At 34.9% G+C, this 26,766-nt stretch carries 27 protein-coding genes; 11 read left to right on the forward strand and 16 right to left on the reverse strand.

Annotation, left to right across the window (positions count from 1 at the left end; translation table 11 throughout):
* Positions 1–56 precede the first annotated feature (56 nt).
* The 4 genes from ACWIUX_RS03400 to ACWIUX_RS03415 are packed head-to-tail and all read left to right on the forward strand — an operon-like array spanning position 57 to position 2,975.
* The gene (locus tag ACWIUX_RS03400; protein WP_448589356.1) at positions 57–791 is read left to right on the forward strand and encodes an amino acid ABC transporter ATP-binding protein; all 735 of its coding nucleotides are present in this window, start codon (positions 57–59) and stop codon (positions 789–791) included.
* Between the two features lie 47 nt (positions 792–838).
* A complete protein-coding gene (locus tag ACWIUX_RS03405; protein WP_448589322.1) occupies positions 839–1,651 on the forward strand; it encodes a transporter substrate-binding domain-containing protein in 813 nt (270 codons plus the stop codon).
* On the forward strand, positions 1,651–2,328 hold the full coding sequence (locus tag ACWIUX_RS03410) for an amino acid ABC transporter permease (protein WP_448589323.1): 678 nt from the start codon (positions 1,651–1,653) through the stop codon (positions 2,326–2,328). The genes ACWIUX_RS03405 and ACWIUX_RS03410 overlap by 1 nt, the downstream gene beginning before the upstream one ends.
* Complete coding sequence (locus tag ACWIUX_RS03415; RefSeq protein ID WP_448589324.1) at positions 2,325–2,975, forward strand: amino acid ABC transporter permease; 651 nt, start codon at positions 2,325–2,327, stop codon at positions 2,973–2,975. The genes ACWIUX_RS03410 and ACWIUX_RS03415 overlap by 4 nt, the downstream gene beginning before the upstream one ends.
* A gap of 46 nt (positions 2,976–3,021) precedes the next feature.
* Here the strand turns inward: ACWIUX_RS03415 and ACWIUX_RS03420 are convergent, their stop codons facing one another.
* A complete protein-coding gene (locus tag ACWIUX_RS03420) occupies positions 3,022–3,900 on the reverse strand; it encodes an NAD(P)-dependent oxidoreductase (RefSeq protein ID WP_448589325.1) in 879 nt (292 codons plus the stop codon).
* Between the two features lie 209 nt (positions 3,901–4,109).
* Here ACWIUX_RS03420 and ACWIUX_RS03425 point away from each other — a divergent pair, with 209 nt between their 5' ends.
* The 6 genes from ACWIUX_RS03425 (at position 4,110) to ACWIUX_RS03450 (ending at position 9,283) form a co-directional block, all read left to right on the forward strand.
* Positions 4,110–4,781, forward strand: a complete 672-nt coding sequence (locus ACWIUX_RS03425; protein ID WP_448589326.1) for a hypothetical protein — start codon at positions 4,110–4,112, stop codon at positions 4,779–4,781.
* Positions 4,782–4,796: 15 nt separating this feature from the next.
* Positions 4,797–5,309, forward strand: a complete 513-nt coding sequence (gene ahbB / locus ACWIUX_RS03430) for a siroheme decarboxylase subunit beta (protein WP_448589327.1) — start codon at positions 4,797–4,799, stop codon at positions 5,307–5,309.
* 5 nt (positions 5,310–5,314) lie between these two features.
* Complete coding sequence (gene hemL, locus ACWIUX_RS03435; RefSeq protein WP_448589328.1) at positions 5,315–6,601, forward strand: glutamate-1-semialdehyde 2,1-aminomutase; 1,287 nt, start codon at positions 5,315–5,317, stop codon at positions 6,599–6,601.
* Between the two features lie 133 nt (positions 6,602–6,734).
* Complete coding sequence (locus tag ACWIUX_RS03440; protein ID WP_448589329.1) at positions 6,735–7,445, forward strand: metallophosphoesterase family protein; 711 nt, start codon at positions 6,735–6,737, stop codon at positions 7,443–7,445.
* Positions 7,429–8,316, forward strand: a complete 888-nt coding sequence (cysK, locus tag ACWIUX_RS03445) for a cysteine synthase A (RefSeq protein ID WP_448589330.1) — start codon at positions 7,429–7,431, stop codon at positions 8,314–8,316. The genes ACWIUX_RS03440 and cysK overlap by 17 nt, the downstream gene beginning before the upstream one ends.
* The gene (locus ACWIUX_RS03450; protein ID WP_448589331.1) at positions 8,309–9,283 is read left to right on the forward strand and encodes a tRNA 4-thiouridine(8) synthase ThiI; all 975 of its coding nucleotides are present in this window, start codon (positions 8,309–8,311) and stop codon (positions 9,281–9,283) included. Before cysK ends, ACWIUX_RS03450 begins: the two co-directional genes overlap by 8 nt.
* A gap of 24 nt (positions 9,284–9,307) precedes the next feature.
* Here the strand turns inward: ACWIUX_RS03450 and ACWIUX_RS03455 are convergent, their stop codons facing one another.
* Together ACWIUX_RS03455 and ACWIUX_RS03460 are read right to left on the reverse strand one after the other, a co-directional pair.
* Positions 9,308–9,631 (reverse strand): hypothetical protein, encoded by a 324-nt coding sequence (locus ACWIUX_RS03455; protein ID WP_448589332.1) that lies wholly within the window; start codon positions 9,629–9,631, stop codon positions 9,308–9,310.
* Positions 9,632–9,724: 93 nt separating this feature from the next.
* The gene (locus tag ACWIUX_RS03460; protein ID WP_448589333.1) at positions 9,725–11,302 is read right to left on the reverse strand and encodes a peptide-binding protein; all 1,578 of its coding nucleotides are present in this window, start codon (positions 11,300–11,302) and stop codon (positions 9,725–9,727) included.
* A 99-nt stretch (positions 11,303–11,401) separates the two neighbouring features.
* Here ACWIUX_RS03460 and ACWIUX_RS03465 point away from each other — a divergent pair, with 99 nt between their 5' ends.
* Complete coding sequence (locus ACWIUX_RS03465; RefSeq protein ID WP_448589334.1) at positions 11,402–12,457, forward strand: Ldh family oxidoreductase; 1,056 nt, start codon at positions 11,402–11,404, stop codon at positions 12,455–12,457.
* A gap of 77 nt (positions 12,458–12,534) precedes the next feature.
* Here the strand turns inward: ACWIUX_RS03465 and ACWIUX_RS03470 are convergent, their stop codons facing one another.
* From ACWIUX_RS03470 to plsX, 13 genes are all read right to left on the reverse strand, one after another.
* Complete coding sequence (locus ACWIUX_RS03470; RefSeq protein WP_448589335.1) at positions 12,535–13,596, reverse strand: phosphotransacetylase family protein; 1,062 nt, start codon at positions 13,594–13,596, stop codon at positions 12,535–12,537.
* Entirely contained in the window at positions 13,593–15,692 is a 2,100-nt protein-coding gene (gene acs / locus ACWIUX_RS03475) for an acetate--CoA ligase alpha subunit (RefSeq protein WP_448589336.1), read from the reverse strand. The genes ACWIUX_RS03470 and acs overlap by 4 nt, the downstream gene beginning before the upstream one ends.
* Before the next feature lie 57 nt (positions 15,693–15,749).
* Positions 15,750–16,991 carry an FAD-binding oxidoreductase gene (locus ACWIUX_RS03480; protein ID WP_448589337.1) on the reverse strand — a complete coding sequence of 414 codons (1,242 nt, stop codon included), beginning with the start codon at positions 16,989–16,991 and terminating at the stop codon, positions 15,750–15,752.
* A 41-nt stretch (positions 16,992–17,032) separates the two neighbouring features.
* A complete protein-coding gene (locus ACWIUX_RS03485) occupies positions 17,033–18,346 on the reverse strand; it encodes a (Fe-S)-binding protein (protein WP_448589338.1) in 1,314 nt (437 codons plus the stop codon).
* A complete protein-coding gene (locus ACWIUX_RS03490) occupies positions 18,333–19,739 on the reverse strand; it encodes an FAD-binding oxidoreductase (RefSeq protein ID WP_448589339.1) in 1,407 nt (468 codons plus the stop codon). The genes ACWIUX_RS03485 and ACWIUX_RS03490 overlap by 14 nt, the downstream gene beginning before the upstream one ends.
* Before the next feature lie 183 nt (positions 19,740–19,922).
* Complete coding sequence (locus ACWIUX_RS03495) at positions 19,923–20,612, reverse strand: ubiquinone/menaquinone biosynthesis methyltransferase (protein ID WP_448589340.1); 690 nt, start codon at positions 20,610–20,612, stop codon at positions 19,923–19,925.
* Position 20,613: 1 nt separating this feature from the next.
* Positions 20,614–21,858, reverse strand: a complete 1,245-nt coding sequence (gene fabF / locus ACWIUX_RS03500) for a beta-ketoacyl-ACP synthase II (RefSeq protein WP_448589341.1) — start codon at positions 21,856–21,858, stop codon at positions 20,614–20,616.
* The gene (locus ACWIUX_RS03505; protein WP_448589342.1) at positions 21,855–22,820 is read right to left on the reverse strand and encodes an NAD(P)H-dependent flavin oxidoreductase; all 966 of its coding nucleotides are present in this window, start codon (positions 22,818–22,820) and stop codon (positions 21,855–21,857) included. The genes fabF and ACWIUX_RS03505 overlap by 4 nt, the downstream gene beginning before the upstream one ends.
* A gap of 71 nt (positions 22,821–22,891) precedes the next feature.
* Positions 22,892–23,137, reverse strand: coding sequence for an acyl carrier protein (locus tag ACWIUX_RS03510; protein WP_448589343.1), 246 nt, complete (start codon positions 23,135–23,137; stop codon positions 22,892–22,894).
* A 21-nt stretch (positions 23,138–23,158) separates the two neighbouring features.
* Complete coding sequence (fabG, locus tag ACWIUX_RS03515) at positions 23,159–23,896, reverse strand: 3-oxoacyl-[acyl-carrier-protein] reductase (RefSeq protein ID WP_448589344.1); 738 nt, start codon at positions 23,894–23,896, stop codon at positions 23,159–23,161.
* A gap of 6 nt (positions 23,897–23,902) precedes the next feature.
* Complete coding sequence (locus tag ACWIUX_RS03520) at positions 23,903–24,793, reverse strand: ACP S-malonyltransferase (RefSeq protein WP_448589345.1); 891 nt, start codon at positions 24,791–24,793, stop codon at positions 23,903–23,905.
* The gene (locus tag ACWIUX_RS03525; protein ID WP_448589346.1) at positions 24,790–25,770 is read right to left on the reverse strand and encodes a beta-ketoacyl-ACP synthase III; all 981 of its coding nucleotides are present in this window, start codon (positions 25,768–25,770) and stop codon (positions 24,790–24,792) included. Before ACWIUX_RS03525 ends, ACWIUX_RS03520 begins: the two co-directional genes overlap by 4 nt.
* Positions 25,760–26,755: a phosphate acyltransferase PlsX gene (plsX, locus tag ACWIUX_RS03530; RefSeq protein ID WP_448589347.1), complete on the reverse strand. Its 996-nt coding sequence runs from the start codon at positions 26,753–26,755 to the stop codon at positions 25,760–25,762. Before plsX ends, ACWIUX_RS03525 begins: the two co-directional genes overlap by 11 nt.
* Positions 26,756–26,766 lie beyond the last annotated feature (11 nt).

Consider the following 26,766-nt stretch of genomic DNA (forward strand, 5'->3'; position numbering starts at 1 on the left):
TTAATGTATAATGTTAAAAAGTATATTTTCTGTGGAGGGTAAAAAAAGATTTTATGATGGTAAAAATGGAAAATGTAAATAAGTATTTTGGCAGTCATCATGTCTTAAAGGATATAAATCTTGAGGTACAATTCAAAGAAAGAGTAGTAATAATGGGGCCAAGCGGTTCAGGAAAAAGCACGTTGATAAGGTGTATCAACTTTCTAGAAACACCATCATCTGGCAGGATTTTTGTAAACGGAGTTGAACTGACTGCTAAGAAGGTGCCATTAAACAAGGTTAGACAGAAGATTGGAATGGTTTTTCAGCATTTTAACCTTTATCCACACAAAACTGCTCTTGAGAACATAATGCTTGCGCCAATTTTAGTTGAGAAGAGAGATAAAGATGAAGTAAAGAAAGATGCAATTGCACTTCTCGAGAAGGTTGGATTAAAAGACGCATATAATAAATATCCCTCTCAGTTATCAGGTGGTCAGCAACAAAGGGTTGCCATTGCGAGAGCTTTAAATATGAAACCAGATTTATTACTCTTTGATGAACCTACATCTGCTCTTGACCCAGAAATGATTCAAGAGGTTCTTGATATTATGGTAGCTCTAGCAAAGGAAGGCATGACAATGATTGTGGTAACACATGAAATGGGATTCGCAAAGCAGGCAGCTGACAGAATTGTTTTTATGGATGAAGGTCAGATTTTAGAAACAGGCACTCCAGATCAAATTTTTAATAATCCTCAACATGAGAGAACTCAGGCATTTCTTGAAAAGCTAAATAAGATTCAGGTTTAAAATTTGCTTTTATTAAAAAATTCTATATTTTTAAAGGAGGTATGGCAATGGAAAGGATGAAGTTTTTGTTCTTAGGTATTATTCTCCTTCTTGGTTTTGTGGTTGCTGGATGCTCTCAACAAGCTCAAAAACCACAGGAAAGTTCGGCAATACCACCCGATATTAAGGCCATCAAAGATCGTGGTGTTCTAAACGTTGGAGTAAAGTATGATGTACCGAAATTTGGTTACAAAGATCCAAAAACAGGCAAGGTTGAAGGTTTTGAAATTGATATAGCTCATGAAATGGCAAAAAAGATTCTTGGTAACCCTGATAAAGTTAATTTAATAGCTGTCACACCGAAAACAAGGGGACCACTTTTGGACAACGGTGAAGTAGATATGGTTATTGCTACTTTTACAATTACCCCTGAAAGAGAGAAGAGCTTCAACTTCTCAATACCTTATTTTACTGATGGAGTGGCTCTTCTAGTAAAGAAAGATTCAGGAATAAAAAGCTTTACTGATTTAAATGGCAAAACAGTTGGTGTAGCACAAAGCGCTACTACAAAGGGCGCTATAGAGGCTGAGGCAAAGGCTAAGGGGATTAAGGTAAATGTGCTTGAGTTTGCTAGTTATCCAGAAATAAAGGCAGCACTTGAATCGGGAAGAGTTCAGGCATTTTCTACAGATGGTGCAATACTCTACGGTTATCTTGATGATTCTACTACCATACTTCCTGATAGGTTTGCTCCGCAAAATTATGGTATAGCAATGAAAAAGGGTAATGACGGTCTTTTGAAATTAGTAAACTCAACTCTTGAAGAGATGCAAAAGGATGGTACACTTCAAAAGTTAAAGGAGAAGTGGGGACTTAAGTAGTGTTAGATTCTGGACCATTTGCGTTATTTAAATGGGAAAAGCTCTTTTCTGATTGGAGAATATTCGCAGAAGGTTTTGTTACTACGATATCAGTTTCATTTCTTGCACTTTTGCTAGCACTTGTTTTGGGTTTAATTTTTGGTGTTCTTGCAACCAGTCAATTTAGAAGTGCTAAGATAATTAACAGAATATATGTTGAATTTATCCAAAATACTCCTTTGGTGATACAGGTATTTTTTCTTTATAATGGCCTTCCACATATCGATATAGTATTACCTGTATTCGCTGTTGGAGTAATTGGTGTTGGTGTCTATCATGGAGCGTACATAGCAGAAGTTGTGAGAGCTGGAATTCAGGCTATTCATAGAGGCCAGTTAGAAGCTGCATATTCTCAAGGTTTTACTTTCTGGCAAGCCATGAGATATGTGATTTTGCCACAGGCAAAGATTGTAATTTTTCCCCCCTTAACAAACCAGGCTGTTAGTCTGATTAAAAACACTTCAGTAATGGCAATGGTAGCTGGGGGGGATTTGATGTATCATGCTGATTCATGGTCAAGCAATAATTTATACTATGGGCCTGCATATATCGTAGTAGGACTTTTGTATTTAAGCCTCTGTTTGCCGCTTGCTAGATTTGCTGACTATCTTGAAAGAAGGGCTAAGTTAAGCTTATGATAGGAGAACTTTTTAAACCTAATATTTTAATATTTTTGTTAAAGGGCTTACAGGTAACCCTCACTATAGCAATTTTTACTATAGTGCTTAGTACCTTTTGCGGCATAATTCTTGGTGTAGCTAAATTTTCAAAGAAACCTATTGTTAGCCAAATTGCCTCAATTTATATTGATTCTGTAAGAAACATACCACTTTTATTATTTATACTTGCTTGTAGATTTATGATACCTATCCCGCCAATTCAAGCAGCTATACTTGCTATGACTATCTTTACTACTGCAATGATAGCTGAGATAGTTAGAGGCGGCCTTAACTCAATCGATAGAGGACAGTGGGAAGCAGCTATATCGCAAGGATTTAATTATGTACAAATTCTTGTTTATATTGTCTTGCCGCAGGCAATAAGAAAAGTGATACCCCCACTTATTTCTCAATTTATTACTACAATAAAGGATACCTCTTTTACTTGGGCTGTAGGTATAGAAGAACTTACGGGTAGAGGTATGATAATCATGGGACAATACGCAGAACCAGCACAAGTTTTTGTTTTATTTGGTATGATAGCTTCAACCTATTTTTTGATTAACTTTACACTTTCAGTAATAGCTAGAAATCAGCAAAAGAAGATGATTTATCAAAGTTACTAATTTTAATATACAAAACGTCCAAAAGGACGTTTTGTATATTACATCTCTATTTCGTATATAACTTAAATATTGCCTGGGTACCGCTATTTTCATATCCCATTCTTGATAACTCTTCGTACAAAGACAGTGCTAGCTTCAATCCTGGGAGATTTATCCCCATCCTAATAGATTCATCAAGAGCTATTTTCATATCTTTTATGAAGTGCTTTATATAAAATCCAGGTGCGTAATCCTCATTTAACATCTTTGGTCCAAGATTAGTCAAAGACCAACTTCCTGCAGCACCCGTGCTAATGCTTTTTAGTACCATTTCAGGATTTAAACCCGCTTTGATGCCATAATAAAGAGACTCAGCCACACCTATCATATTAGATGCTATTGCAATTTGATTGCACATCTTTGTGTGTTGACCTGATCCAGCTTTGCCCTGATATACGATATTCTTGCCCATCAAACCAAAGATTGGAAGTACAGAAGTAAAAATCTCTTCATCTCCTCCCACCATAATAGATAAAGTAGCGTTTTTAGCACCAATATCTCCTCCAGAAACAGGAGCATCTAAGAAGAATACACCCTTTTTCTTTAACTCATCATAAATTTTTACTGCAAGAGAAGGAGGAGAAGTGGTCATATCTATGAGGATCGAACCCTCTTTAGAATTATTTATAAGGCCGTTTTCGCTAAAATAAACTTCACTTACGTCTTCTGGAAATCCAACCATGGTAATTATCAAATCACAATTTTTTGCTAATTCATTAATTGGCAAAAAGACTGCTCCTTTGTTTAAAAGTTCTTCTGTCTTTGATTTAGTTCTATTATAAACAAAAAGTTTATATCCAGCGTCCAAAATATGTCCAGCCATACTCTTTCCCATAACTCCTATACCAATAAAACCTACCTTAATGTTATTTGGGTCGATTAGCATTTTATAACCTCCATCAATTTATAATTTTATCCTTAATTTTAGCATTATTTTCTTAATAAAACCCCATGCAACACTCCCTATAGTAACACGAGCATCTTATAGTAACGCGAGCATCCTTGCTTGTGCATTTTTTTGCTTCTTACTTCTACTCTAAATATTAAATATGTTATTATAGAATATATCCTAAATAAAACCTTTTGGGAGCAAATATGAAAAAAATATTTATACTTTTTGCTTTTATATTTTTTGCACTATTAAATACGAGTTTGGCATTTGCAAATATAGAGTTGCTTGGACCTGGAAAACCAAGCCCCCCAGGAGACTATATCTCCAATCTCAATCCTATCTTGATCTGGAATAATGATAGTGATAACAAATACTTGAAGGTTACTATATATCTTAAGGATAGCAATTTTGTACCCAAAGTTGTTAGAGAATGGCTTTTTGTAAAAGGCACGTCGCTCAAGGTTCCAGAAGGTGTTTTGTTGCCAAATAGAACATATTTTTGGACTGTTACCGACATGCAAAGCTCTACTACAAATAACTATTTATATTTCACAACTACAAATCCAATAAGCGCTGAAATTCTTGAACCAGGCAAAGCGTTATCACCAGGACCATTTGTTGATAAAAATTCTCTAAAATTCATATGGAAATCTGAAAATGCTGATAAGATAAATTTGATTGTTCTAAAAGTTGAAAAAGAAGGAAAAAAGATTATATTGTCAAAAGAGTTTAATTCGAATGAAAACGAATTTGACTTATCAAGTAATCCTGACATCAAAGAGCTTTTTACTAGTGGAGATTATGAATGCTATGTAGTAGCTATTGCTAGAAACGATACAAAGGTGTCTTCAAGCAACTTTTTTAGAATAAGATAAGGTGGAAAAGCTAACATGAGTAAAGAAAATAAAATAAAAATAGGCGACTTAGATATAAAGTTAATAAAACTCCTACAAGAGGATATCCCCTTAGTAGAACGCCCCTTTTTAGAAATATCAAAGGATCTAAACATATCTGAAAAGGAGGTAATTTCCTGGATAAAAAAATCTCTTAAGAGCGGCTTAATGAGAAGATTCGGAGCAAGGATAAGCCATAGAAAAATAGGCATAAATGCAAATCCAATGATAGCTTGGAAAATCCCAGAATCAAAAGTCGAAGAATGTGGGAATATTCTTGCAAAGAACGTTGAAGTAACTCACTGTTATGAAAGAGCCACTTCTGTTGAATGGCCTTATAATATCTACACAATGATACACTGTAAAAATAAGTCACAAGCAGATAAAATTGCAAAAAAACTATCAGATCAAATAAAAATAACTGATTATATCTTACTGTACAGTATAAAAGAACTAAAAAAAACTCATATGGCATATTTTTCAGAAAAAGAAACCAACAAAAAGGGGTGATAATTTTGCATAATTTAGAAAAATCAAAAGAACTTTACAGCAAAGCAAAAAAATATATACCAGGTGGCGTTAACTCGCCAGTTAGAGCGTTTAAGGCTGTAGGTTGTGATCCTGTCTTTATAAAAAAAGGGAAAAGGGCTTATCTATACGATGAAGATTCAAATAAATACTTAGATTATGTTTGTTCTTGGGGACCGCTTATATTTGGTCATGCAAATAAAAAGATTATAAAAGCAGTCGAGAAATCTTTGCGTAATGGTTTTACGTATGGAGCTCCTACACAACTTGAAGTTGAATTGGCTCAACTTATAACAAATTGTATACCTTCTATTGAAAAAATTAGATTGGTTTCATCGGGTACTGAAGCAACAATGAGTGCAATCAGATTAGCTAGATCCTATACCAAAAAGGATAAGATAATTAAATTCAAAGGATGCTATCACGGTCACGCTGACAGCTTTCTTGTACAGATGGGATCGGGAGGACTTACCTTTTCTATGCCTAATTCACCCGGTGTATTAGAGGATGTAGCAAAAAATACAATACTTGCCAACTTCAACAACAAAGAAGACATCAAAGATATTTTCAACCGCTTTAAGGGTCAAATTTGCGCAGTAATTGTTGAACCAGTAGCTGGAAACATGGGGGTAGTAAAACCAGAAAATGACTTTCTTAACTTTCTAAGCGAAATTGCTCATGAAAACGACTCTCTTTTAATATTTGATGAGGTAATTACAGGATTTAGATTAGGACTTGCAGGGGCTCAGGGAATATATAAAGTAGAACCCGATATAACCACATTAGGAAAAATTATCGGAGGAGGTTTCCCGCTTGCAGCATTTGGCGGAAAATCCAAAATAATGGATATGCTCTCGCCCGAAGGCCCTGTTTACCAAGCTGGGACACTATCAGGAAATCCTATAGCCTGCACAGCTGGAATAACTACAATAAAGATGTTAATAGAAGACCCACCATATGATAGGCTTGAAAAAATCACTAAATATCTAACAGAAGAAATACAAAAAATATTTAAAAAATATTCAATAAGTTCTTATATTTCACAGTGTGGTTCCATGTTCACTCCGTTTTTCTGTAATGATAAGGTTATAGACCTTGATTCAGCACTAAAGTCAGATACATACATTTATTCAAAATTTTTTCAAGAACTTTTAAAGGGAGGAATATATCCACCTGCATCTCAATTTGAATCCTGGTTTGTCTCAACCGTTCATTCCGAAAAGGACATAAATTTTACCCTTAGAGTCATCGAAAATGTTGCCAAAAATCTCTAAAAACAATTTGATAATTGCCATAGCTTCACTCCTTGTTTTAAGCGCCATTATTCCTATCCTTTCAAAAATTGTATTGTTTTTTTTGGTTTTTCTCGTAATATACAAATTTCTTTTAAAACGGGTTTAATTTTAAGTGAAAGTTATCGCAATTAGCGACGTTCACACGCCCCAATATTTGTGGATGCTAAAAAGAAAACTTGAAATTTTGGATGATGATGTTGATCTTATAATCGGAGCAGGAGACCTAATATACAAGGGTGCAAGTTTAGCAATTAATAGTCTCGCTTCAGCAATAGTACAAAAATTTAATAAATTTGTGCCCTTTTTTACATGCTTTGGAAATGAAGAATATTTCAACATAGAACCGAAACTAAAAGAACTTAAATATCCTATATATTTAGACATGGATTTTGTTAGTATAGGGAATCCTGAATGGTCAATTTTCTTTACGAGAGGCATTCTTGCTAAGCCAACGGCGTGGCAAAAAAGATATATAAAGAATGCAGAACAAGTCTATGAAAATAAACTAATTGAAATTCGTTCTATAATAGAGAATTTGAGAAAAAAAACAGATAAGATAGTCTACGTAAGTCACTATGCACCCACATATAAAACCCTGGAAGGAGAAAATAAAGAAAGCTTGGAGCTATTGGGAAGTGAAAAAATAGAAAAAATAATATTAGAGTTTGATATCCCACTTGCAATACACGGACACTCCCATCACTCAACCAACCCTATTGTAAATATTGGAAAATCTACTATAATAAACGCTGCTATAATGGTTAATAAATCCATACCAATTATAACTTTAGAGGACGGTGTGAAAGTTGAGTATACTGGCTAATGTAGGTAATACTCCTTTAATAAGATTAAATAGTTTTAATAACAAAAATATTTATGGCAAATTGGAAGCAAAAAACCCTATGGGTTCAATAAAAGATAGGGCAGCTCTAAACATGATAGAAACTGCAATTAAGGATGGCAAAATAGGCCCTGAAACTACAGTTGTAGAAGCTACATCTGGAAATACGGGAATTGGTTTAGCTTTTGTTTGTGCAGTAAAAAAAATAAAGTTAAGAATTTATCTTCCAGAACACATGAGTGAAGAAAGGAAAAAAATTTTAAAGGCATTTGGCACCCAACTTATTCTCACTCCAAAAGAAAAGGGTTTATCTGGTTCTGTAACTGCTGCAAAAGAGTTTGCAATTTCAAACGATGCCTTTTACATAGATCAGTTTAACAATCCTGCTAACGCTATGGCCCACTACATTTCTACAGCTCCAGAAATATTTAGGGATATGAAAGGAGAAATAGGCGGCGTTGTATGTCCAATTGGAAGCGCTGGAACTATTACTGGTATTGGAAATTTTATGAAAGCAATAAATAAAGAAATAAAAATAATTGGTGTTGAACCAAGTTCAAGTCCTACAATCAAAAGTAACATTACTGCTCCTCACAAAATTCAAGGAATAGCACCAGGTTTTGTGCCTGGCATATACAACCCTAAAGTGGTAGACGATATAATATGCGTTTCTGATGAAGAAGCCTACGAAATGACCAGATATTTAGCTAAAAAGGAGGGGCTTTTCGTAGGAATATCGTCTGGCGCTAGCGTTGCTGCGGCATTGAAACTTAATATAAGCAAACCAATTGTCGCTATACTTCCTGATACGGGAGAAAGATATCTCTCAGTAGAAAATCTTTTCAATGTATAGAGCACTGCTTCTTTACTCAGGAGGCTTAGACTCCCTTCTTGCTGGACGTCTCATCCAGGATCAAAATATTGATGTTATACCAATAAAATTTGTCACGCCATTTTTTGATATTGATGAGAATACAAAAGTATATGCCAGAGAAGCAGGTTTAAAAGATCCGATTTTCTTTGATATTACAGAACAATTCTTCAAAATATTAAAAAATCCATGTTACGGCTTCGGAAAAGCTGCTAATCCTTGTATAGACTGTCACAAACTAATGATCGAAGAATGTATAAAATTATTGAATGATTTCGGTGCATCATTTGTAATTACAGGAGAAGTAGTAGGAGAAAGGCCAATGTCACAAAACAAAAGAAGCCTAAAAATAGTTGCAAAAAACTATGCAGATTTGGTATTAAGACCACTTTCAGCCAAGCTTTTACCTGAAACAAGTATGGAAAGATCAAGAATTATAAAAAGAGAACTTCTTGAGGGTATATCTGGCAGATCTAGAAAGAGACAAAAAGAACTTGCAAATCTTCTAAACATAAAAAAATATCCACCTCCAGCTGGAGGTTGTATTCTTACAGAAAAACAATTTGGCAATAAAATTAAAAAATTAATAGAAATAGATAAACTAGATTCTCAAATTTGTAAACTTCTAAAAAACTCAAGGGTACTTTTTATCGAAAAATATAATAATTTACTAATAACAGGACGTTGTGAAAGAGAAAACCAAATGATTCAAGACTTTGCAAATAAAAAAAATATTAATTTCTTCTTTCCAAAAAATGACAGGGGAAGTTATCTTTTACCTTTAAAAAGTCCAATAAATGAAGAAGAAAGTATCTTTTACGCTAAAATTACGGCATCATTTAACGATGAAAAGAATACGAAACTTGAAATACTCCTTTCTGATTACAGTCAAAGTTTCAAAGTGCTTGGATTGGAAAGAGAAGAAATAGATAAATTTTTATTTAAATAATAACTTTATTCCAATAAATCCTCTCTAACCATCTGTAATCTTAATGATATCTTTACCAAAATATTTTTTAGCAAACTCGGCTATCTTTTCTTTTGTAATATTTCCTTCAATAGTTCCAATATTTACACCAGACACGCTTAAATCCCAATCTACCATCCACGCCCTTCTGGCTTCAATCTTTGCGAATGTACCATCTGAAAACCAAACTTTGTAGACCTTATAGAAAACAAACTGATCGCTCTCAGCTCTAGCTGGAACGTTGGTATTCAAAACAAAATCATATGAAGTAGAAACAAAAACTGAAACACAAAGTAAGCACAAAAAGATAAAAAGTCTTAAAAGTTTCATTTATCCTCCTAGTCATGTTATTTTTTTATTTCCTTTAATAAACTTTATTATAACAAGATTAACTTATAAAACCCTAAAAATTTTGACTCATCACTAATTCTCAATTCTATCAACATATATTCTCTCTGGATATATCATCAGCCCAGAAGGACCTGGTTTAGAAAGTCCCTTAACCCAATTTCTATAAGCCACAATACTCTTTGGATACCAAAGAAACACATATGGTTGATCTTGAACTATAATTTCATACAACTTTCTATAAATTTCTTTTCTTTTTTCTTGATCAATTGTTTTTCTACCCAATATTATCAGCTTATCTACTTCTGGATTGCTATAACCGTTTAGATTAAAACCATTTGGATACTCCTTTGAATACCATATGCTGTATGGATCAGGATCAAGACCAAGTCCCCAACCCATTATAGTAGTATCAAAGTCTTTTTTCTCAGAAGTTAATCTCTCCAAAAGACTGCTCCACTCTAAGCTAATAAGCTCCATCTTTAAACCTCTTTTTTCAAGGTATTGTTGAATTATAACACCTGCCATTTCCCTATCTTTACTGCCCTGTCTGATTAAACAGTTAAATCTAAATAACTGATTATTTTTGTATCTAAACCCATCAGGACCTCTATACCAACCAGCATTATCCAAAATTTCATCCGCCTTCTCTGGATTATATTCCGGATACCAAAGTCCTTCAGGATAAGACCAGTCAAGAGGACAAGTCGGATAATTAAGCACATCTCCATATCCCATCAATACAGCTTTTACAAGCGAATTTTTATCAATAGAATGTGCAATTGCCATTCGAACATTCCTATCTTCAAACAAATGATTTTTTAAATTAAAGCCTAAATAGGTATATGTCTTTGTTGGATAAAAAACAACTGTACTACTAGGGTCTTCCTTTATCAAACTCACATCCTTTGGTCTCAAATCTACCATATCAATTTCTCCAGTTTCATATGAGAAAATTTGAGAATTACTATCAGGTATGATTTTTATAATTAAAGATTTTAAAAGTGGTTTTCCTTGATAATATCTTTCATGTGGTTCTAAAATTATCTTATCAGCAACATACCATTTTTTTAAAACGAAAGGACCTGTCCCAACAGGATTAAAATTAAAATTAGACGTATTTATATCTTGGTTTTCTAATAAGTGTTTTGGTAATATACCAGTTCCAAGATTAGATATAAATGGTGAAAAAACTTCAGGCAAAACAAAATCTACGGTAAAATCATCGACCTTTAAAACTTTTATTGGAACATCATTTACAATTAAATCAGATCTTCTTACGGTATTTGTCTTTGGATCAAGAATTTTTTCATATGTGAAAACAACATCGTCAGCAGTCAACCTCACTCCATCATGAAAAAATACGTCCTTTCTCAATTTTATCCTATATACTAAGCCATTATTTAAAATATTAATTTGATGAGCTAAATCCGGTTGAATTTTTTGATCCTCATCTACTCTTATAATGCCATTGAAAAGAAAGTCGATAACAGAAAATGAAACAGAGTCTGATGCAAGGATAGGATTAAGAGTTATTGGGTCATTACTCAAAGAAACAACCAAACTATCTTTTGGAAGGTTTGGAATACCACAGCCAGATATAATTGTAACGCTAGATAAAGCTAAAAGTGACAAAAACTTTCTTCTATTCAAGATCTCTCCATCTTTTATTTCTATTCAACAAGACAACATAATTATAATATAATGTTGTGACTTAAACAAATTTATATTCAAACTTAGGAGGAGAAAAATTTGAAAGCCAGATTTGATCAGAAAGAACTTGTAGAATGGGCAACACAAGTATTAAAAAAGGTGTCTATGCCTGAATCAGACGCTAAAACAACCGCTGCAATTCTTGTAAAAGCCGATCTTAGAGGAATTGAAACACATGGTCTTTCAAGATTACCTATTTACGTTAAAAGAATACAAAAAGGGGGTATAAATCCAAAACCAAACTTTAAGATTTTAAAAGAAACTCAAACAACTACTTTAATTGATGCAGACGGAGCAATGGGTCAGGTAGCAGGAAAATTTGCTATGTCAAAAGCAATTGAAAAAGCAAAAGATACTTCTGTTGGTATTTCATCAGTAAGGAACGGTAATCACTTTGGTATAGTTGCTCATTATCTTGAAATGGCAATAAATAACAATATGTTTGGATTAGCTACAACAAATACATCACCTCTCCTTGCACCCTTTGGCGGTAGAAAGGCAATCCTAGGTACTAATCCTATTGCCTTTGGTTTTCCAGGTGGAAAATTTTATCCAGTAATTCTGGATATGGCTTCTTCTGTCACATCTCGAGGTAGAATAAAATTAGCTCAATTGAACAATGAGAAAATCCCTCTTACTTGGGCTGTTGATGAAAGGGGAATACCCACTGATGATCCAAACGAAGCTCTCAAGGGAGCCTTGCTACCATTCGGAGCCCATAAGGGATATGGATTAGCTGTAATAGGAGATATCTTAAGTTCAGTAATAAGTGGAGCTGGATATCTTACCCATACTGGAGAACTTTATAAAGAACCAGAAAAGCCACAAAATCTTGGTTTTTTCATGATGGCCGTTAAATTGGAAGCTTTTATAGATATAGACGAATTTAGCCAAAAAATAACAGATTTTATCAAAACAATTAAAGACTCTCCAAAAGCAGAAGGTACGAAGGAGATATTTATGCCTGGGGAAATAGAGTATATAAGAGAGTCAGAGAATAAAGAATTGGGAGTTCCTTTAGGTGAAAATATAATAAGAGAATTAAAAGAATTAGGGGATTCAATAGGAGTAGAATTTAATTGCCAACAAAAGTAAAAAAATACCAAAGTTAAAAAATATTAAAACAGCTAAAACCCCCGCAAAAAATTCTGCGGGGATTTTTAATTTTATAATTATAAATCAAGGGCTTTACTAATAGCTTTTAAGTCTACAAACTCCTCTACCATAGTAGTTGCCCTCTGGATCTTCTTCTCTTCTCTAATACGAGCTCTACCAAAAACTCTCTCAACAAGTTCAACCACCGTAAGTGTGTCCTGTTTTACAAGAACAATAGGTACACCTGCATCTTCAGCTTTAGCCAAAACTACATTGCTGGGATAAAAATTACCTGTTAACACGAGAACTTTAGTTGGCGTTTCTAAAGCTGCCATTTGAATATCCGATCTATCTCCACCCGTTATAACAGCCTTATTTATTACTCTCCTAAAATATCTAAGGGCATTATCAACGCTCATAGCACCTACTAAGAATCTTTCAACAAGTTCGTCAAGTTTATCTTCCTGACAAAGTATTTCACCATTCAATACTTCAACTAGTTCACGAATACTGATAGACTTTAAGGTCTCGTCCTGAGGAATTGCTCCTAAGAAATTGATACCTTTACTCGTCAAGTATGGGATCAAGAGTCTGTGATGATATTCTCTACAAGCCTGAGTTCCTCCTGTTACAACAAAGCCTATAAACCTGTCTTTAAAAATCTCTTTAGCCTCAAGGATATGATCCGCTAAAATGTCAGTTTCACACCTTGCAACTACTATCACCTTGAGGTCGAGTAAATCGGCTACATCCTTAGGAGCTAGATTGTACATTTTGCCCTCTATAAAGTTCCCTACTCCTTCTACGAGAATAACGTCATGTTTGCTTGAAAGTTTTTCATAATTTTCCTTTACCTGTTTTGTAATATCTGTCACCTGAGATTTTAGAAACAGGACAGCTAAATCAGGCGTCATCACAACAGGCACCATTTCATCTAGAGGGTCTTTCAAACCCAGTGCCTTACGAGCAGAAACGGCATCTTCGTCTGTTAGTAAACCCTCCTCTCGTGTCGGGAGATTACCAAGAGGCTTAAAATAAGAAATTTTCTTCCCCTGAGCCTGTAAATTCCTCCCAACTCCTAGAAGTACAGTACTCTTTCCTACAAAAGACTCTGGTGATACAAAGTAAAGCCCTTTCATTCTGTCCCACCTCCAACGGTTAATCTCATATCAATCGCTACCGCTCCCTCTTCAAAAACCCTTAATGGATTGATATCCAATTCTACAATTTCAGGGAAATCGGTAACCAGATTTGATACTCTTAGTATAGCATCAACAATCGCATTTTGATCAACACCTTTTTCCCCTCTTGTGCCAGATAGCAATTTAAAAGACTTAATCTCTTTTATCATATTTATTGCATCAATCTCAGAAACAGGAACTATTCTAAAAGAAACATCTTTAAGAACTTCTACATAGATACCACCTAAACCAAACATAATCATATGACCAAACTGAGGATCTTTTACGGAACCTATAATAACATCTTTGCCAGGAGGGAGCATCTGTTGAATTGTTACACCCCAAATTTCAGCATCAGGAAAATATCTCCTAGCTGATATCATAATATCGTCAAAAGCCCTAATTACTTCATCTTTGCTTTTCAATCCTACTTTTACGCCGCCTACGTCTGTTTTATGTAAAATATCTGGCGATGCTATCTTCATAACTACAGGAAAGCCTAACTTTTCAGCAAAATCACTTGCTTCTAAACTCGTAGTAGCAAGAAGTGTCTTTGGAAGATTAAACCCATATCCCTCAAAGACCTCTCTAACTTCCCAATCGCCTAAACTTGGTCTCTTACTTCTCTCTGGAGATCTCAAAGATTTCGCAGCCAAATCAAATTTTGTATCAAACTTCTTATACACAGGTTCAGGTTTACTTAACCAAATTTTCCTTTCGTGCATGGACCTAAAAACAAAAGCAGCCCTTTCCGGAAAAGAATAATTCGGAACGCTGTTCTCCATCAAATACTTAACAGCACCAGCAATAGTTTTGCCGCCCATAAATATTGAAAAAATCGGTTTTTTAGGATTTTTAGCTCCCACTATACACTCTGCAGTTTGCATTGCCTGGGTATAAACTTGAGGAGTTAGAATAACCATAACACCATCAACGTTTTCATCCTTCAGGACGTTTCTTAAGGCAAACTCATATCTATCAGCAAGGGCATCCCCAAGTACATCAACAGGATTGTAAACTGCTGCTGCAGGAGGAAGATTTGTTCTCAAAATTTCTATAGTATTGTTAGAGAGATTTGCAATTCTTAAACCAAAATTTTCAATAGCATCTGAAGCCATAATTCCAGGACCACCAGCATTAGTAACAATAGCAATATTATCTGAGTTCAAAAGAGGCTGATACGCAAACCCAATTGCAAGATCAAATAAGTCTTCTACAGTTGATGCCCTTATAACTCCACATTGCTTGAAAGCTGATGTATAAGCTTGGTCAGAACCAGCAAGGGAGCCAGTATGGCTTGTTGCTGCCTTAGCACCTGCAGCGGTAGTTCCAGATTTTAGAACAATTATAGGCTTTATCTTAGACGTCTTATACGCAACTTCCATGAAACTCCTACCATTATCAATGCTTTCAAGATACATTAAGATAACATCAGTATTACTATCATCTTTTAAAACTTCTAAGAGATCAACTTCGTTTATATCAGCCTTATTTCCTATACTGATAAATTTCGAAAATCCTATATCATTAGCGGCAGCCCAATCCATAATAGCAGTAGCAAAGGCGCCAGACTGTGATATAAAACCAATATTCCCTCTTTTTGGCATAAATGAAGCAAATGATGCATTTAGATTATTATGTGTATCGATCAATCCTAAAACGTTAGGACCAATAAGTTTAATATTATTTGATTTTATTATTTCCTTTAATTCTTTCTCAAGTTTCGCACCTTCTAACCCTGTCTCTTTAAAACCAGCTGTAATAACTATGGCACCCTTAACCCCTTTTTGAGCACACTCTCTCATAACCGGGTTTACAAACTTCGAGGGGATTACAAATACAGCCAGATCCACATCGCCAGGGATATCCAGGACACTTTTAAAACATTTGTAACCTAGAATAGAATCAGCATTAGGATTAATAGGATATATATTACCAGTATACCCTCCATCAATAACGTTCTTCAAAACTGCATGACCTAACTTTTTCTCCTCACTAGAAGCACCAATAATTGCTACAGAGTTAGGTTTAAAAAACATATCTAAGCTATTCATTTATATACATCACCTCCGCAAATTTTAAAACCAAATAACTGTTTTATATCCTAAAGTTCAAAAAATATATCTATTAGGAGAAAGTATAAAGTTTGGATCTACAGCCTTTTTTAAGGATCTCATTAATTCAATATAAACACTACCCATCTTTTCAAGAAATAACTCCCGTTTTGGTTGAATCCCCAACTGTCTTTCAGAAATTAATGAACCATTCTGTTCTAAAACTTTTTCATAGATATCATCATTCTTCCCAGGAGGTTCTTTTCTAAAAACAAGCACACCTCCATCCTGAACATGAAGCAAAAAATCATACCTTCTTCCTTCTAAAAATTTCAGAAAGTCGGAACATGTTTTAATAGGGAGTGTAACATCATCCGCAAATAATTTGTCATTTAATGTTTTTTCTCCCATATTAAGTCTTTTTTTATACATAAAATCAAAATCATTTCCCTCAAAGATTTGTGCCTTGTTGGATTCAGCAAATTTTAATATCTCTTTTTTCAATCTTTCTACTTCTAGTGTTCTGCCTTCAATTAAAAAAAACGACAAATATTTTGAACTAACTTCAGAAATATAACTGGCAACTTTACTGCTCATCAAATCAAGTGCACTAACAAAAATCTTTAAAGAATCAAATTTCTTTTTAAAATCAAAAAAAACATCAATTGAATCAAAAGGTAATGTTATTATTGTTCTCTTTTCAGGAAGAGGCATTAGCTTATACATTAGTTTTGTAAATATACCAAGTGTTCCTTCGCTACCAATCCAGGCTATCTTTGCATCATAACCTGAAACGTTTTTAACAGTTTTTCCCCCTAATGTCACGATACCGTGAACAGGATTCACTAATTCAATTTGCATTGTATTAAGTCTTGTATCTCCATACTTTGCAAATCTCATGCCCTGATAGTTCTCACCTGCTGCCCCACCAGCAGTCCCATTATAAGACGAGAAAGAATCAATTGGAAAATATAGTCCAGATCTCTCAACTTCAAAATAAATATCTTTTAACTTTGCACCAGGTTCTACAGTAAGTACCAAATCATGAGTATCAATTTCAATTATCTTGTTCATCTTAGAAAAATTAATAACCAAAGAGTTGCTAAGGGCACAAGCACCCCCTGACAAACTACTCATTGAACCCCTTGGAATAACTTTCAATTTCTCTTTATTAGCCCAATTAAGAATCTCTAATACATCTTTATTGCTTTCGGGATAAGTTATAGAATAAGGAGTTTCATCACCAAAAGGCAAATTCTTATCGGCCAAATTGTTCTCTATCCTTTCTGAATCAAACAAATATCTTTCACTCCTTTCTTTCATCATCTTTAAAAGGCATTTTAAAAATTACTATCTTTGCCTTTTTTAATCTCATCCCACAAAAGACAAACTGTATGTTTGGTATCTATATCTAAGCCCTCTTGCTTAAGAGCTCCTGATATTTGAGCTCTACATCCTGGACAACCAAGCACCACAACCTTTGCACCAGTATTCTTTATAGTCTCTTTCTTTCTATTTGCAATGCTAGAAGATATGTCTTGATAATAAAAAGTAAATCCACCCCCTTCGCCGCAACACTTTGTTGAATTTTCCATTTCTACAAGTTCATAAGAAGGCATTATGCTTAAAAGCTGTCTAGGTTGACTTGATATTCCCTGAAGTCTATTCAAATGGCATGCGTCGTGATATGTTATCTTTATTTTTTCCTTTTTATCTGTTGGCATCATCTTCTTTAAATCATCCAAATGCTTAAGAGCTAAAAATTCAGATATATCATAAACATTTGCACCGAGAGTTTTTAAATTGTCTTCCTTTGTCATTTCAGGATAAACCTCTTTTAAACCAGAACCACCAGTAGCACAAGAAATTATAATTGCGTCTAATTTGTATTTTTTAAATGCACTTGAATTTTGAATTATTTTTTGCTTCAAGGTTTCAAAGTCTCCTGCCCCATAGTGTGGAAATCCACAACATCCTTGATCTTTGGGGATTATCACTCTATAACCTAAAGCAAGCAATATGTTTACAGAAGCCTCAGAAACGTCTTGGAAAACGCTGTTCTGGGCACAACCAACAAAATATCCAACTGTACCTATTGGTTTACTGTTCGGTTCAAGTAATTCAGGAAATCTATCTAAAAATGGTTTTGATGGAATATCAGGGAGAGTTGCAAAAGAAAGTCTTATTGCACTTTTTCCAAATATCTTTGGTATAGATAAAGATCTTGCAAGAACAAAAAGTTTTAATCTATTAGCAAGAGACAGGGTACCAGTTAAAGAAGAGAGTTTTCCTTCACCTAAAAGCTTCCTATATATTAGAGATTTTATCCAAGGCATATCGTATCTCTTTACCATTTCTGCTCTTGCTGCGGCAAAAACTTTATCAGGAGAAAGGCCTACAGGACAAACTTGAGCACATGCGTGACAAAGTAAACATTTATTGAATATCATTTCAATTTTATGATTCGGTTCAAGCTTACCATGTAATAGGGCCTCAGACAATGCAAGTTTTCCTCTTGCACAACCTGTTTCAAGCGAATCTTCATAATAGACAGGACAAATACTCTGACACATACCGCATTTCATACACCTAATTATTTGTTCTTCATAATACTCTTCTATCAGAGATAAAGAATTTTCACTAGATGTACTCAAGATGAACCTCCTTAGCACCTACTATCTTATTTGGATTTAATTTATTTTCAGGATCAAGAGTTTTCTTTATATCTCTAAAAAGGCTAAGGCCTTCTTTCTTAAATTCTTTTTCCATAAAGGGAGCTTTTACAATTCCTATTCCGTGCTCTCCAGTCAAAGTTCCACCCAATTCAATACAATAATCAAAGATCTCCTTAATAGCCATATCTACCTTTTTCATTTCTTCCTTATTCCTTCTATCAACTAAAATCGTTGGGTGAAGATTTCCATCGCCCGCATGGCCAAAACTGCCTATCATCAAATTATATTTATCTTGAATCTCATGAATCCTTTCAAGCATATCTGCAACCTTACTTCTTGGTACAGTAGCATCTTCTAATATAGTAGTGGGCTTTAACCTTGCAAGAACTGGCAATGCAGCTCTTCTAGCTTCCATAAGTTTCATTCTTTCTGCATCATTTTTAGCAATAGAGATAGATCTAGCTCCTACACTCAAACATACTTCTTCTAAGATTTTTGCTGCTGTTTCAACATCTTCTGGCTCTCCATCTACTTCTATAAGTAAAAGCGCCTCAATATCCCTTGGAAGGCCAATTTTTGTAAAATCTTCTACAGCATTTATAGTGATCTTGTCTAGAAACTCCATAGTAGAGGGAATTATCTTATTTTCTATTATCTTTGCCACTGCAATCCCAGCTTTACCAACACTATCATACATAACTAAAAAGGTCTTTCTAGATTTAGCAGGATATATCAGTTTTACTGCAATCTTAGTTATTATCCCCAATGTCCCTTCAGAACCAACAAATAGATGCGTTAAGTCAAAACCAGGAGATCCTCTCAACGAGGAAAAACTACCTGTTCTCAAAATATCTCCATTCGGAAGAACAACCTCAAGACCTATAATATAGTCCTTAGTAGTACCATATTTTAGCGCTCTTAAACCACCTGCCCCTTCCGCCACGCACCCCCCAATAGTAGCTACCGCAATGCTTCCTGGATCAGGAGGATAAAAAAGACCTTTTTTGGAAACCTCAGCATCAAGAGTCGCAGCAATCACACCTGGTTCTACAACAGCTATTCTATTTTCGACATCAATATTAAGAATTTTATTTAATCTATTTAATTCAATTACCACACCACCATCAACTGGAATTGAGCCACCGCTAAGGTTTGTCCCAGATCCTCTGGGATAAACGTTTAAATTGTTTGCTTTAGCAAATTTTATTACTTTAGAAACTTCTTCAGCATTATTCACTATTACAACCAGATCTGGAATTTTATAAAGCTGGGTAGCATCATATGAATAAAGAAGCAAATCGCTTTCATCAGTTAAAACATTGGAACTACCCACAATGCTTACAAATTTGTCAACCAAAACTTTATTCAGCATAAAGCATCACCTCCTTATAGCATTTTACAACTATTTTTTTAACAAAATGCATGTTATTAAATTCAGACAATTCGCAACATTGTAAATGGTATTCAAAATAAAATATACCAATAGTATCAGTAGATAGCAAAAGAATCTAGAAGGTGATTAATGCTTATTCAAAATCTTTTTTTTAAAAAGAGTTTAAGACTTTATTGCAATATAAATAGTACTAACCCCCGCACAAACTCGAGCAATATAAACTCTACTAAAGCCAACGCTTTTTAATAAGGAAACGATATCTTCAGGAGATAAAAAGGCTCTAAGAGATCGACCAAGATACTCATATTCCTCTTTGCAACCTAACTTTCCACCAAGAAAAGGCAAAATTTTATCTAAATAAAGCCAAAATAATTTTTTAAAAATTTTAGGCTCAGAAAGCTCAAGAAAACCAAAAACTCCAGGTTTTTTTATAACTCTATATATCTCTTTAAATGATCTTTCAATATCTTCTAGGTTTCTTATGGTGTATGAGGAAACTACTGCACCAAAAGTTTCATTTCCAAAAGGCATATCTTCAGCAAAAGATTTTACAATTTCTACATCTTTTATATTATTTTTTTCTAATTTGCGCTTTAATTTTTTAAGCATACTATCGTTTATATCCAAAGCCACAACTTTAGCACTTGGAAAATCTTTTTTAATCAAAAAAACAAGATCGCCTGTTCCACTTCCTATATCGAGGATATCTGAATCTTTATAAAATTTAAATACTTCCTTAATAAGCAAGTTTTTCCAATCTCTATGCATACCAAGAGTCATAAAGTCATTCATATAATCATAAACGTTGGATATTTTTGAAAAAGTTTCCAAAACTAACTCTTTTTTTGGCAATTTACCCTCTAAATTTTTTAATTATCAAACAAGCATTATGTCCGCCAAATCCAAAAGAATTAGATATAGCATATTCGCATTTCTTCATTTCCTGGGCTCTATTTGGTACAAGATTTAAACCTTCAGCTTCATCACAAGGATCATCAAGATTAATAGTAGGGGGAGCAATATTTTCTCTTACAGACATAACTGTGGCAATCAACTCTACAGCTCCAGCTGCCCCAAGTAAATGTCCTATCATAGACTTATTTGAAGTGATAAAGATATTTTTTGCGTGATCCTTAAAAACCCTCTTTATAGCCTTTAATTCACCCTCATCGCCAGCAGGAGTACTCGTTGCATGAGCATTTACCAGATCTATTTCATCATATGAAATTGATGCATCCTTCAAAGCTCTAATAATACAATTATAAGCACCATCGCCAGTAGGATCTGGAGCTGCCATATGATATGCATCGCAAGAAGCACCATAACCTACAAGTTCAGCATAAATCTTAGCACCCCTATTAATTGCATGGTTTAACTCTTCCAAAATTATTATTCCAGAACCCTCTCCCATTACAAATCCATCTCTTGACTTATCAAAAGGTCTACTTGCAAGCTCAGGTGTATTATTTCTACAAGTAGACAAAGCTCGCATTACGCAAAAACCATTTATTGCAAGAGGAGTCACTGCTGCTTCTGATCCACCACAAAGCATAACATCAGCATCTCCATAAACTATACTCCTATATGCCTCTCCAATAGCATGATTGCTTGACGCACACGCAGAAACAGGCGCAAAATTAAGCCCTTTCAGCCCAAATTTAATAGCAACATAACCAGAAGCCATATTTACTATCATCATTGGGACCATAAATGGTGACCCTTTCATTGGACCTTTTTCATAAAGCACTACTGCTTGTTCTTCCATAATATCTATTCCACCAACACCTGACCCAATACATACTCCAATATTCGATTTATCAGCAAAATCTAAAAGTCCTGAATCTTCCATTGCCTCTTGAGCAGCAGCAACTGCAAATTGAACAAATTTAGAAGTACGTCTTACATCCTTTTTATCAAAATATTTTTCAGGAGCAAAGTTCTTTACCTTACCAGCAATCATAGAAGGAAATTCTTGTTTGAAATCAACAATTCTAACTATTCCGCTTTTACCATTTTTAAGCATATTCCAAAAAGTATTTACATCGTTACCAAGAGGGGTAACGCAACCCATACCAGTAATAACTACGCGTCTTTTCATGACAGCTCCTCCTCGGCCTCACGCACAAAATTTTCTATAATTGTCTTCACGGGAAGAATATCATTATATCTAAAAACATTTGAACCGCTGAAGAAAAGCCCATTCTCGTAATCACCAAGTCTTGCCGATTCTAGAGCCAATCTAATGCAAAACGTTCTGGTACACTTTTTTATGCAACCTTCACAGACTTTCGGCTTAGGAGCCTTACCTTCAATAATCTTTTTTGATAGTGGAGTTAGAATAGCTCTCCCGGGAAAACCTACTGAACTCATTATTTTTACTACATCTTCAGCTTTTGCTTCCAGTAGCACCTTCTTAAAAACAGGGCTGACGTCGCACTCTTCTGAAAGGATAAACCTGGTTGCTATCTGTACACCACTAGCACCCATTTTAAGCGCTCTAGCCATCTCTTTACCAGAGTAGATTCCTCCTGCTACTATAAGTGGAATAGAAATAACTTCCAGAATTTCAGGTAGAATGTCCCAAGTAGACCTATCTGTTCCTAGATGACCTCCAGCTTCCGTCCCTTCAAGTATTATTCCACTTGCCCCCAGTTTTTCGGCAAGTTTGGCTAATTTTGCAGAAGAAACAATCGGCAAAATTGGAGTATTGGAATCTTTAGCCCATTTATATATATCTCTTGAAAATCCAGCTCCTGTAGCTATAAAATCAATTCCCTCAGCAATAGCAGTTTTAACCACTCTTTCAAATTGGCTATAAGCGTACATTACATTTATACCAATAGCTCCTCTGCCCTCAGAAATCTCTCGTGCCTTTTTTATTTGATCTATAAGTTCTTCATCATCCATACCCGTTGCCGCAATAATACCACCTGCACCTTCTCTTGCTACAGCTCCTGCAAGAGGTGCAGTAGAAACTCTAATAGCCATCCCCCCCTGCAAGATTGGCAGGGGGATAGTTATCTTCCCAATTTTAAGCGGTTTTAAGATACTACTTTCCAATTTTCAATTGCTCCCAAACGAGTATCTATAATTTTTAAACAAAATTTTAATCTAATTAAAACTAAAAACATTCATTCTCCTACTTTCTCATACAAGTACTTAACAGCATCTCCAACAGTCTTAATTTTCTCAACCTCTTTATCTGGAATTTCAGCTCCAAATTCTTCCTCAAAAGCCATAACCATTTCGACTGTGTCTAAAGAATCAGCGCCCAAATCATCTACAAAGGAGGAACTCATTTCTATAGTTCCCTCTTCTATACCAAGCTGATTTGAAATAATCTTTTTAACTCTATCAAATATTTCGTTTTCACTCACAAAATTCACCTCCTTTCAAATTTAAAACATACCACCATTTACAGAAATAATCTGCCCAGTCACATAGTTCGCAGATTTAGCCAACCAGAGAGCAACATCTGCTACGTCTTCAGGAGTACCGAGCCTACCCAGAGCTATTGATGAAAGCAGCTTATTCTTTATGTCATCAGAAAGCCCTGAAGTCATATCAGTAACAATATAACCAGGAGCAATAGAATTGACAAGTATTCCCCTTGAACCCAGTTCTTTTGCTAAAGATTTAGTTAGACCAAATAAACCCGATTTTGAAGCAGAATAATTAGCCTGACCAGGATTTCCTATCTGTCCTACAACCGAAGAAATATTTATAATCCTACCACTCTTTTGTTTTATCATCCTCTTTGCTGCTTCTTTAGAACACAAAAAAGCTGCCTTAAGATTTACATCTATAACTTCGTCCCACTGAGACTCTGTCATTCTTAGTATCAAAGCATCTCTCGTTATTCCTGCATTATTTACAAGGATATCTATTCTGCCAAACAATGCGTCTAGCCTTTCAAAAAGTGCTTTGACTTCACTTTCTTTGTCAACAGATGCCTTAAAGATTTCAACGTTGCAATTCATATTAATTAATTCTTCTTTAACTTTTTTCGCTGCATCGTCGTTAGAAGCATAATTAATTAAAACTTTTGCCCCATTTTGAGCAAACGCTTTAGCAATAGCTTTACCTATACCCCTGCTTGAACCAGTAACTAATGCTACTTTTCCTTCCAATATCATATTAGCTCACTCTCCATCTAAAGCGCTACACTTTAGATTTGTCCAGCGCTTTAACATTGTTGTAAGTATATTTTTTGGACCAACTTCAACACAGCTTTCATATCCATCGCGAATAATATTTTTAATAGTATCAACCCATTTTACTGGACTAACAATTTGTTTTGATAATATATCAGGAATATATTTAGTATTCTCATATATCATTCCATCAATATTTTTGTAAACAGGCAGTTTAAAGTCCTTAAATTCCAAATTTACTAAGAATTTTCTAAACTCCTTGGCAGCATCATCCATAAGTGGAGAGTGAAATGCACCTTCTACTTTCAATTTTATAGCCTTTTTAACCTTAAAATCCTTATAATTTTCCAAAACCCAGTCTATTGCTTTATTTTCACCAGAAACAACTATTTGCTGATTAGAGTTTTCATTCGCTACAACACACACACCAAATCGCGATGCCTCCTTACAAAGAACTTCAGCCATCTCTTTATCGAATCCAAGAAGAGCAACCATACTGCCTCCACGTCTTGCAGCGCACTTTCCCATAAGATCACCTCTAACAGAAACTGCTCTCACAGCATCTTTAAATGAAAGCACTCCCGCAGCTACCAGGGCGCCATACTCTCCGAGACTGTGACCAGCTGAAGCTTCGAATCTAAAACCTTCATCATTAATATCTTTCAAATATCCTAAACTTGTAGAAATTATTGCAACTTGAGAGACATTTGTAGGTAAGAGAGATTCTTCAGAAACAGACATTAAATCTAGTATATTGGACAGGTTTAATTCATCTAATATTTTTGCTATAAACTCTTTTGATTTAATACTTAGCTTCAAGTGCATATTCACATACTGTGAACCCTGACCTGGAAATAATAAAACAGTTTTCTCTTTCATAAAGATATCAACCCCGATCCAAAAGCAAAACCTGCGCCAAATGCAGCAAGAACTATCTTATCGTTTGGTTTAATAACTCCTGATCTGTATGCCTCATCAATAGCAATAGGAATAGACGCAGCCGAAGTATTTCCAAAGCGATCTACGTTTATGTAGAATTTTTCGCTTTTTAGATTAAGATACTTCCTTACAGACTCTATTATCCTTTTATTTGCCTGATGTGGAATAATTTTAGATATATCTTCAAAGCTTATTCTTGATTCATTAATAACATTTTTTACTGACTTTACCATAGACCTTACGGCAAATTTAAATACCTCCTGCCCGTTCATTTGTATAGTTGGCAATCTTTTTTGAAAAGAACCAGAAGGAGTATAATCGCTTGAACCACTTCCTATTATCTTTAAATGATCTGCCCCGCTCCCATCACTTCCCAAAAAAAACCACCATTCATTACCAGGTTTATATTTCAAAATACACGCTCCAGCACCATCCCCAAAGAGTATCGCAGTTTTTCTATCCGACCAATCTATAAATCTCGTGAGAATATCTGCCCCAATAACTGCAACGCATCTATAAGCTTCGTTTTGTATAAACTGTGCTCCTACACAAAGTGCATATACAAAACCACTACATGCAAGAGATAGGTCAAAGGCTGCTGCTTTTTTTGCTCCAATAGCATCTTGAACAATACAAGCAGTAGCTGGAAAAAGCATATCAGGCGAAGATGTCGCCACTATTATTAAGTCAAGCTCATCAGGTTTTATATTTCCCATTTCCATTGCATTTTGCAAAGCAATAATAGCTAAATTAGACGTTTTCTCTCCTCTACAAGCAACGTGTCTCTTTATAATCCCTGTTCTCTCTCTTATCCAATCATCTGAAGTCAAAACCATACCTTCCAGGTCAAAGTTTGTAACCACACCTTCAGGCACACAAGAACCCCAACCATATATTCCGACGTTATTAACCTTCACCTACAATTTTTACCTTCTCTATTAGATTTTCGGAACAAAGTTTTACAGTCTGTAATATAGCGTTCTTAGCTGCAACACGCCCACTTCTGCCATGCCCAATCAAAAAAACTTTTTTCACGCCTAGAAGAGGAGCAGCTCCATAATTAGAATAATCGGCACGCTTTACAATCCTTGCAAGAGCTGGATATAAAAGCATCCCACCCAAGCGAGTTATAAAGCTCTGCCTTATAGCGTCTCTCATTTCATACCTTAAATAATCTGAAACTCCCTCTGTGGTTTTTAAAAAGATATTCCCAATAAAACCATCGCACACAAGGACACTGCATTTCCCAAAAAATGCATCTTTTCCTTCCATATTTCCAACAAAATTAATATCGCTTTTAGAAAGAAGCTCGTAAGATTCTTGCCTTAATCTATCTCCCTTACCCTTTTCTTCCCCCACATTAAATAAACCTACACTTGGGTTTTCAAAACCAAGAAATTTCATATAAACACTGCCCATTTTTGCAAAATCTAAAATATTTTTTGCCTTTACATCTACATTTGCACCAGCATCAATCAAAAGAAATCCACCTTGTTTTGATGGCAAAAGCACTCCAATAGCAGGCCTTTCAATACCTTTTAATCTGCCTATACCAAGAGTTCCTGCTACTAAACAACCTCCAGTGCTTCCAAGGGATACACAACCAGAAGCAAAACCCTCATTAATCAGTTCTACTATCTTATGTAAATTAGATCCCCTTTTCTCCTTCCAAGCCTTTACCGGCTCATCGTCCATCTCAAAAACATTTTCACATTCAATTTCTTTTAATCTGCCAGAAGAAAGAAATGGTTTTAGGATCTTTTGATACTTATCAAAAACACCTTTAGTGGCCACAGCATAAACAACAAAATCCGATCTTGTCTCTAAAGCCATGACAAGACCTCGGACTGTCTCCTCAGGTGCTTTATCTCCGCCTAAAAGGTCAAAAGCTATTGAAATCAAGTTTTTTCGTT

Source organism: Thermodesulfobium sp., from assembly GCF_053498235.1.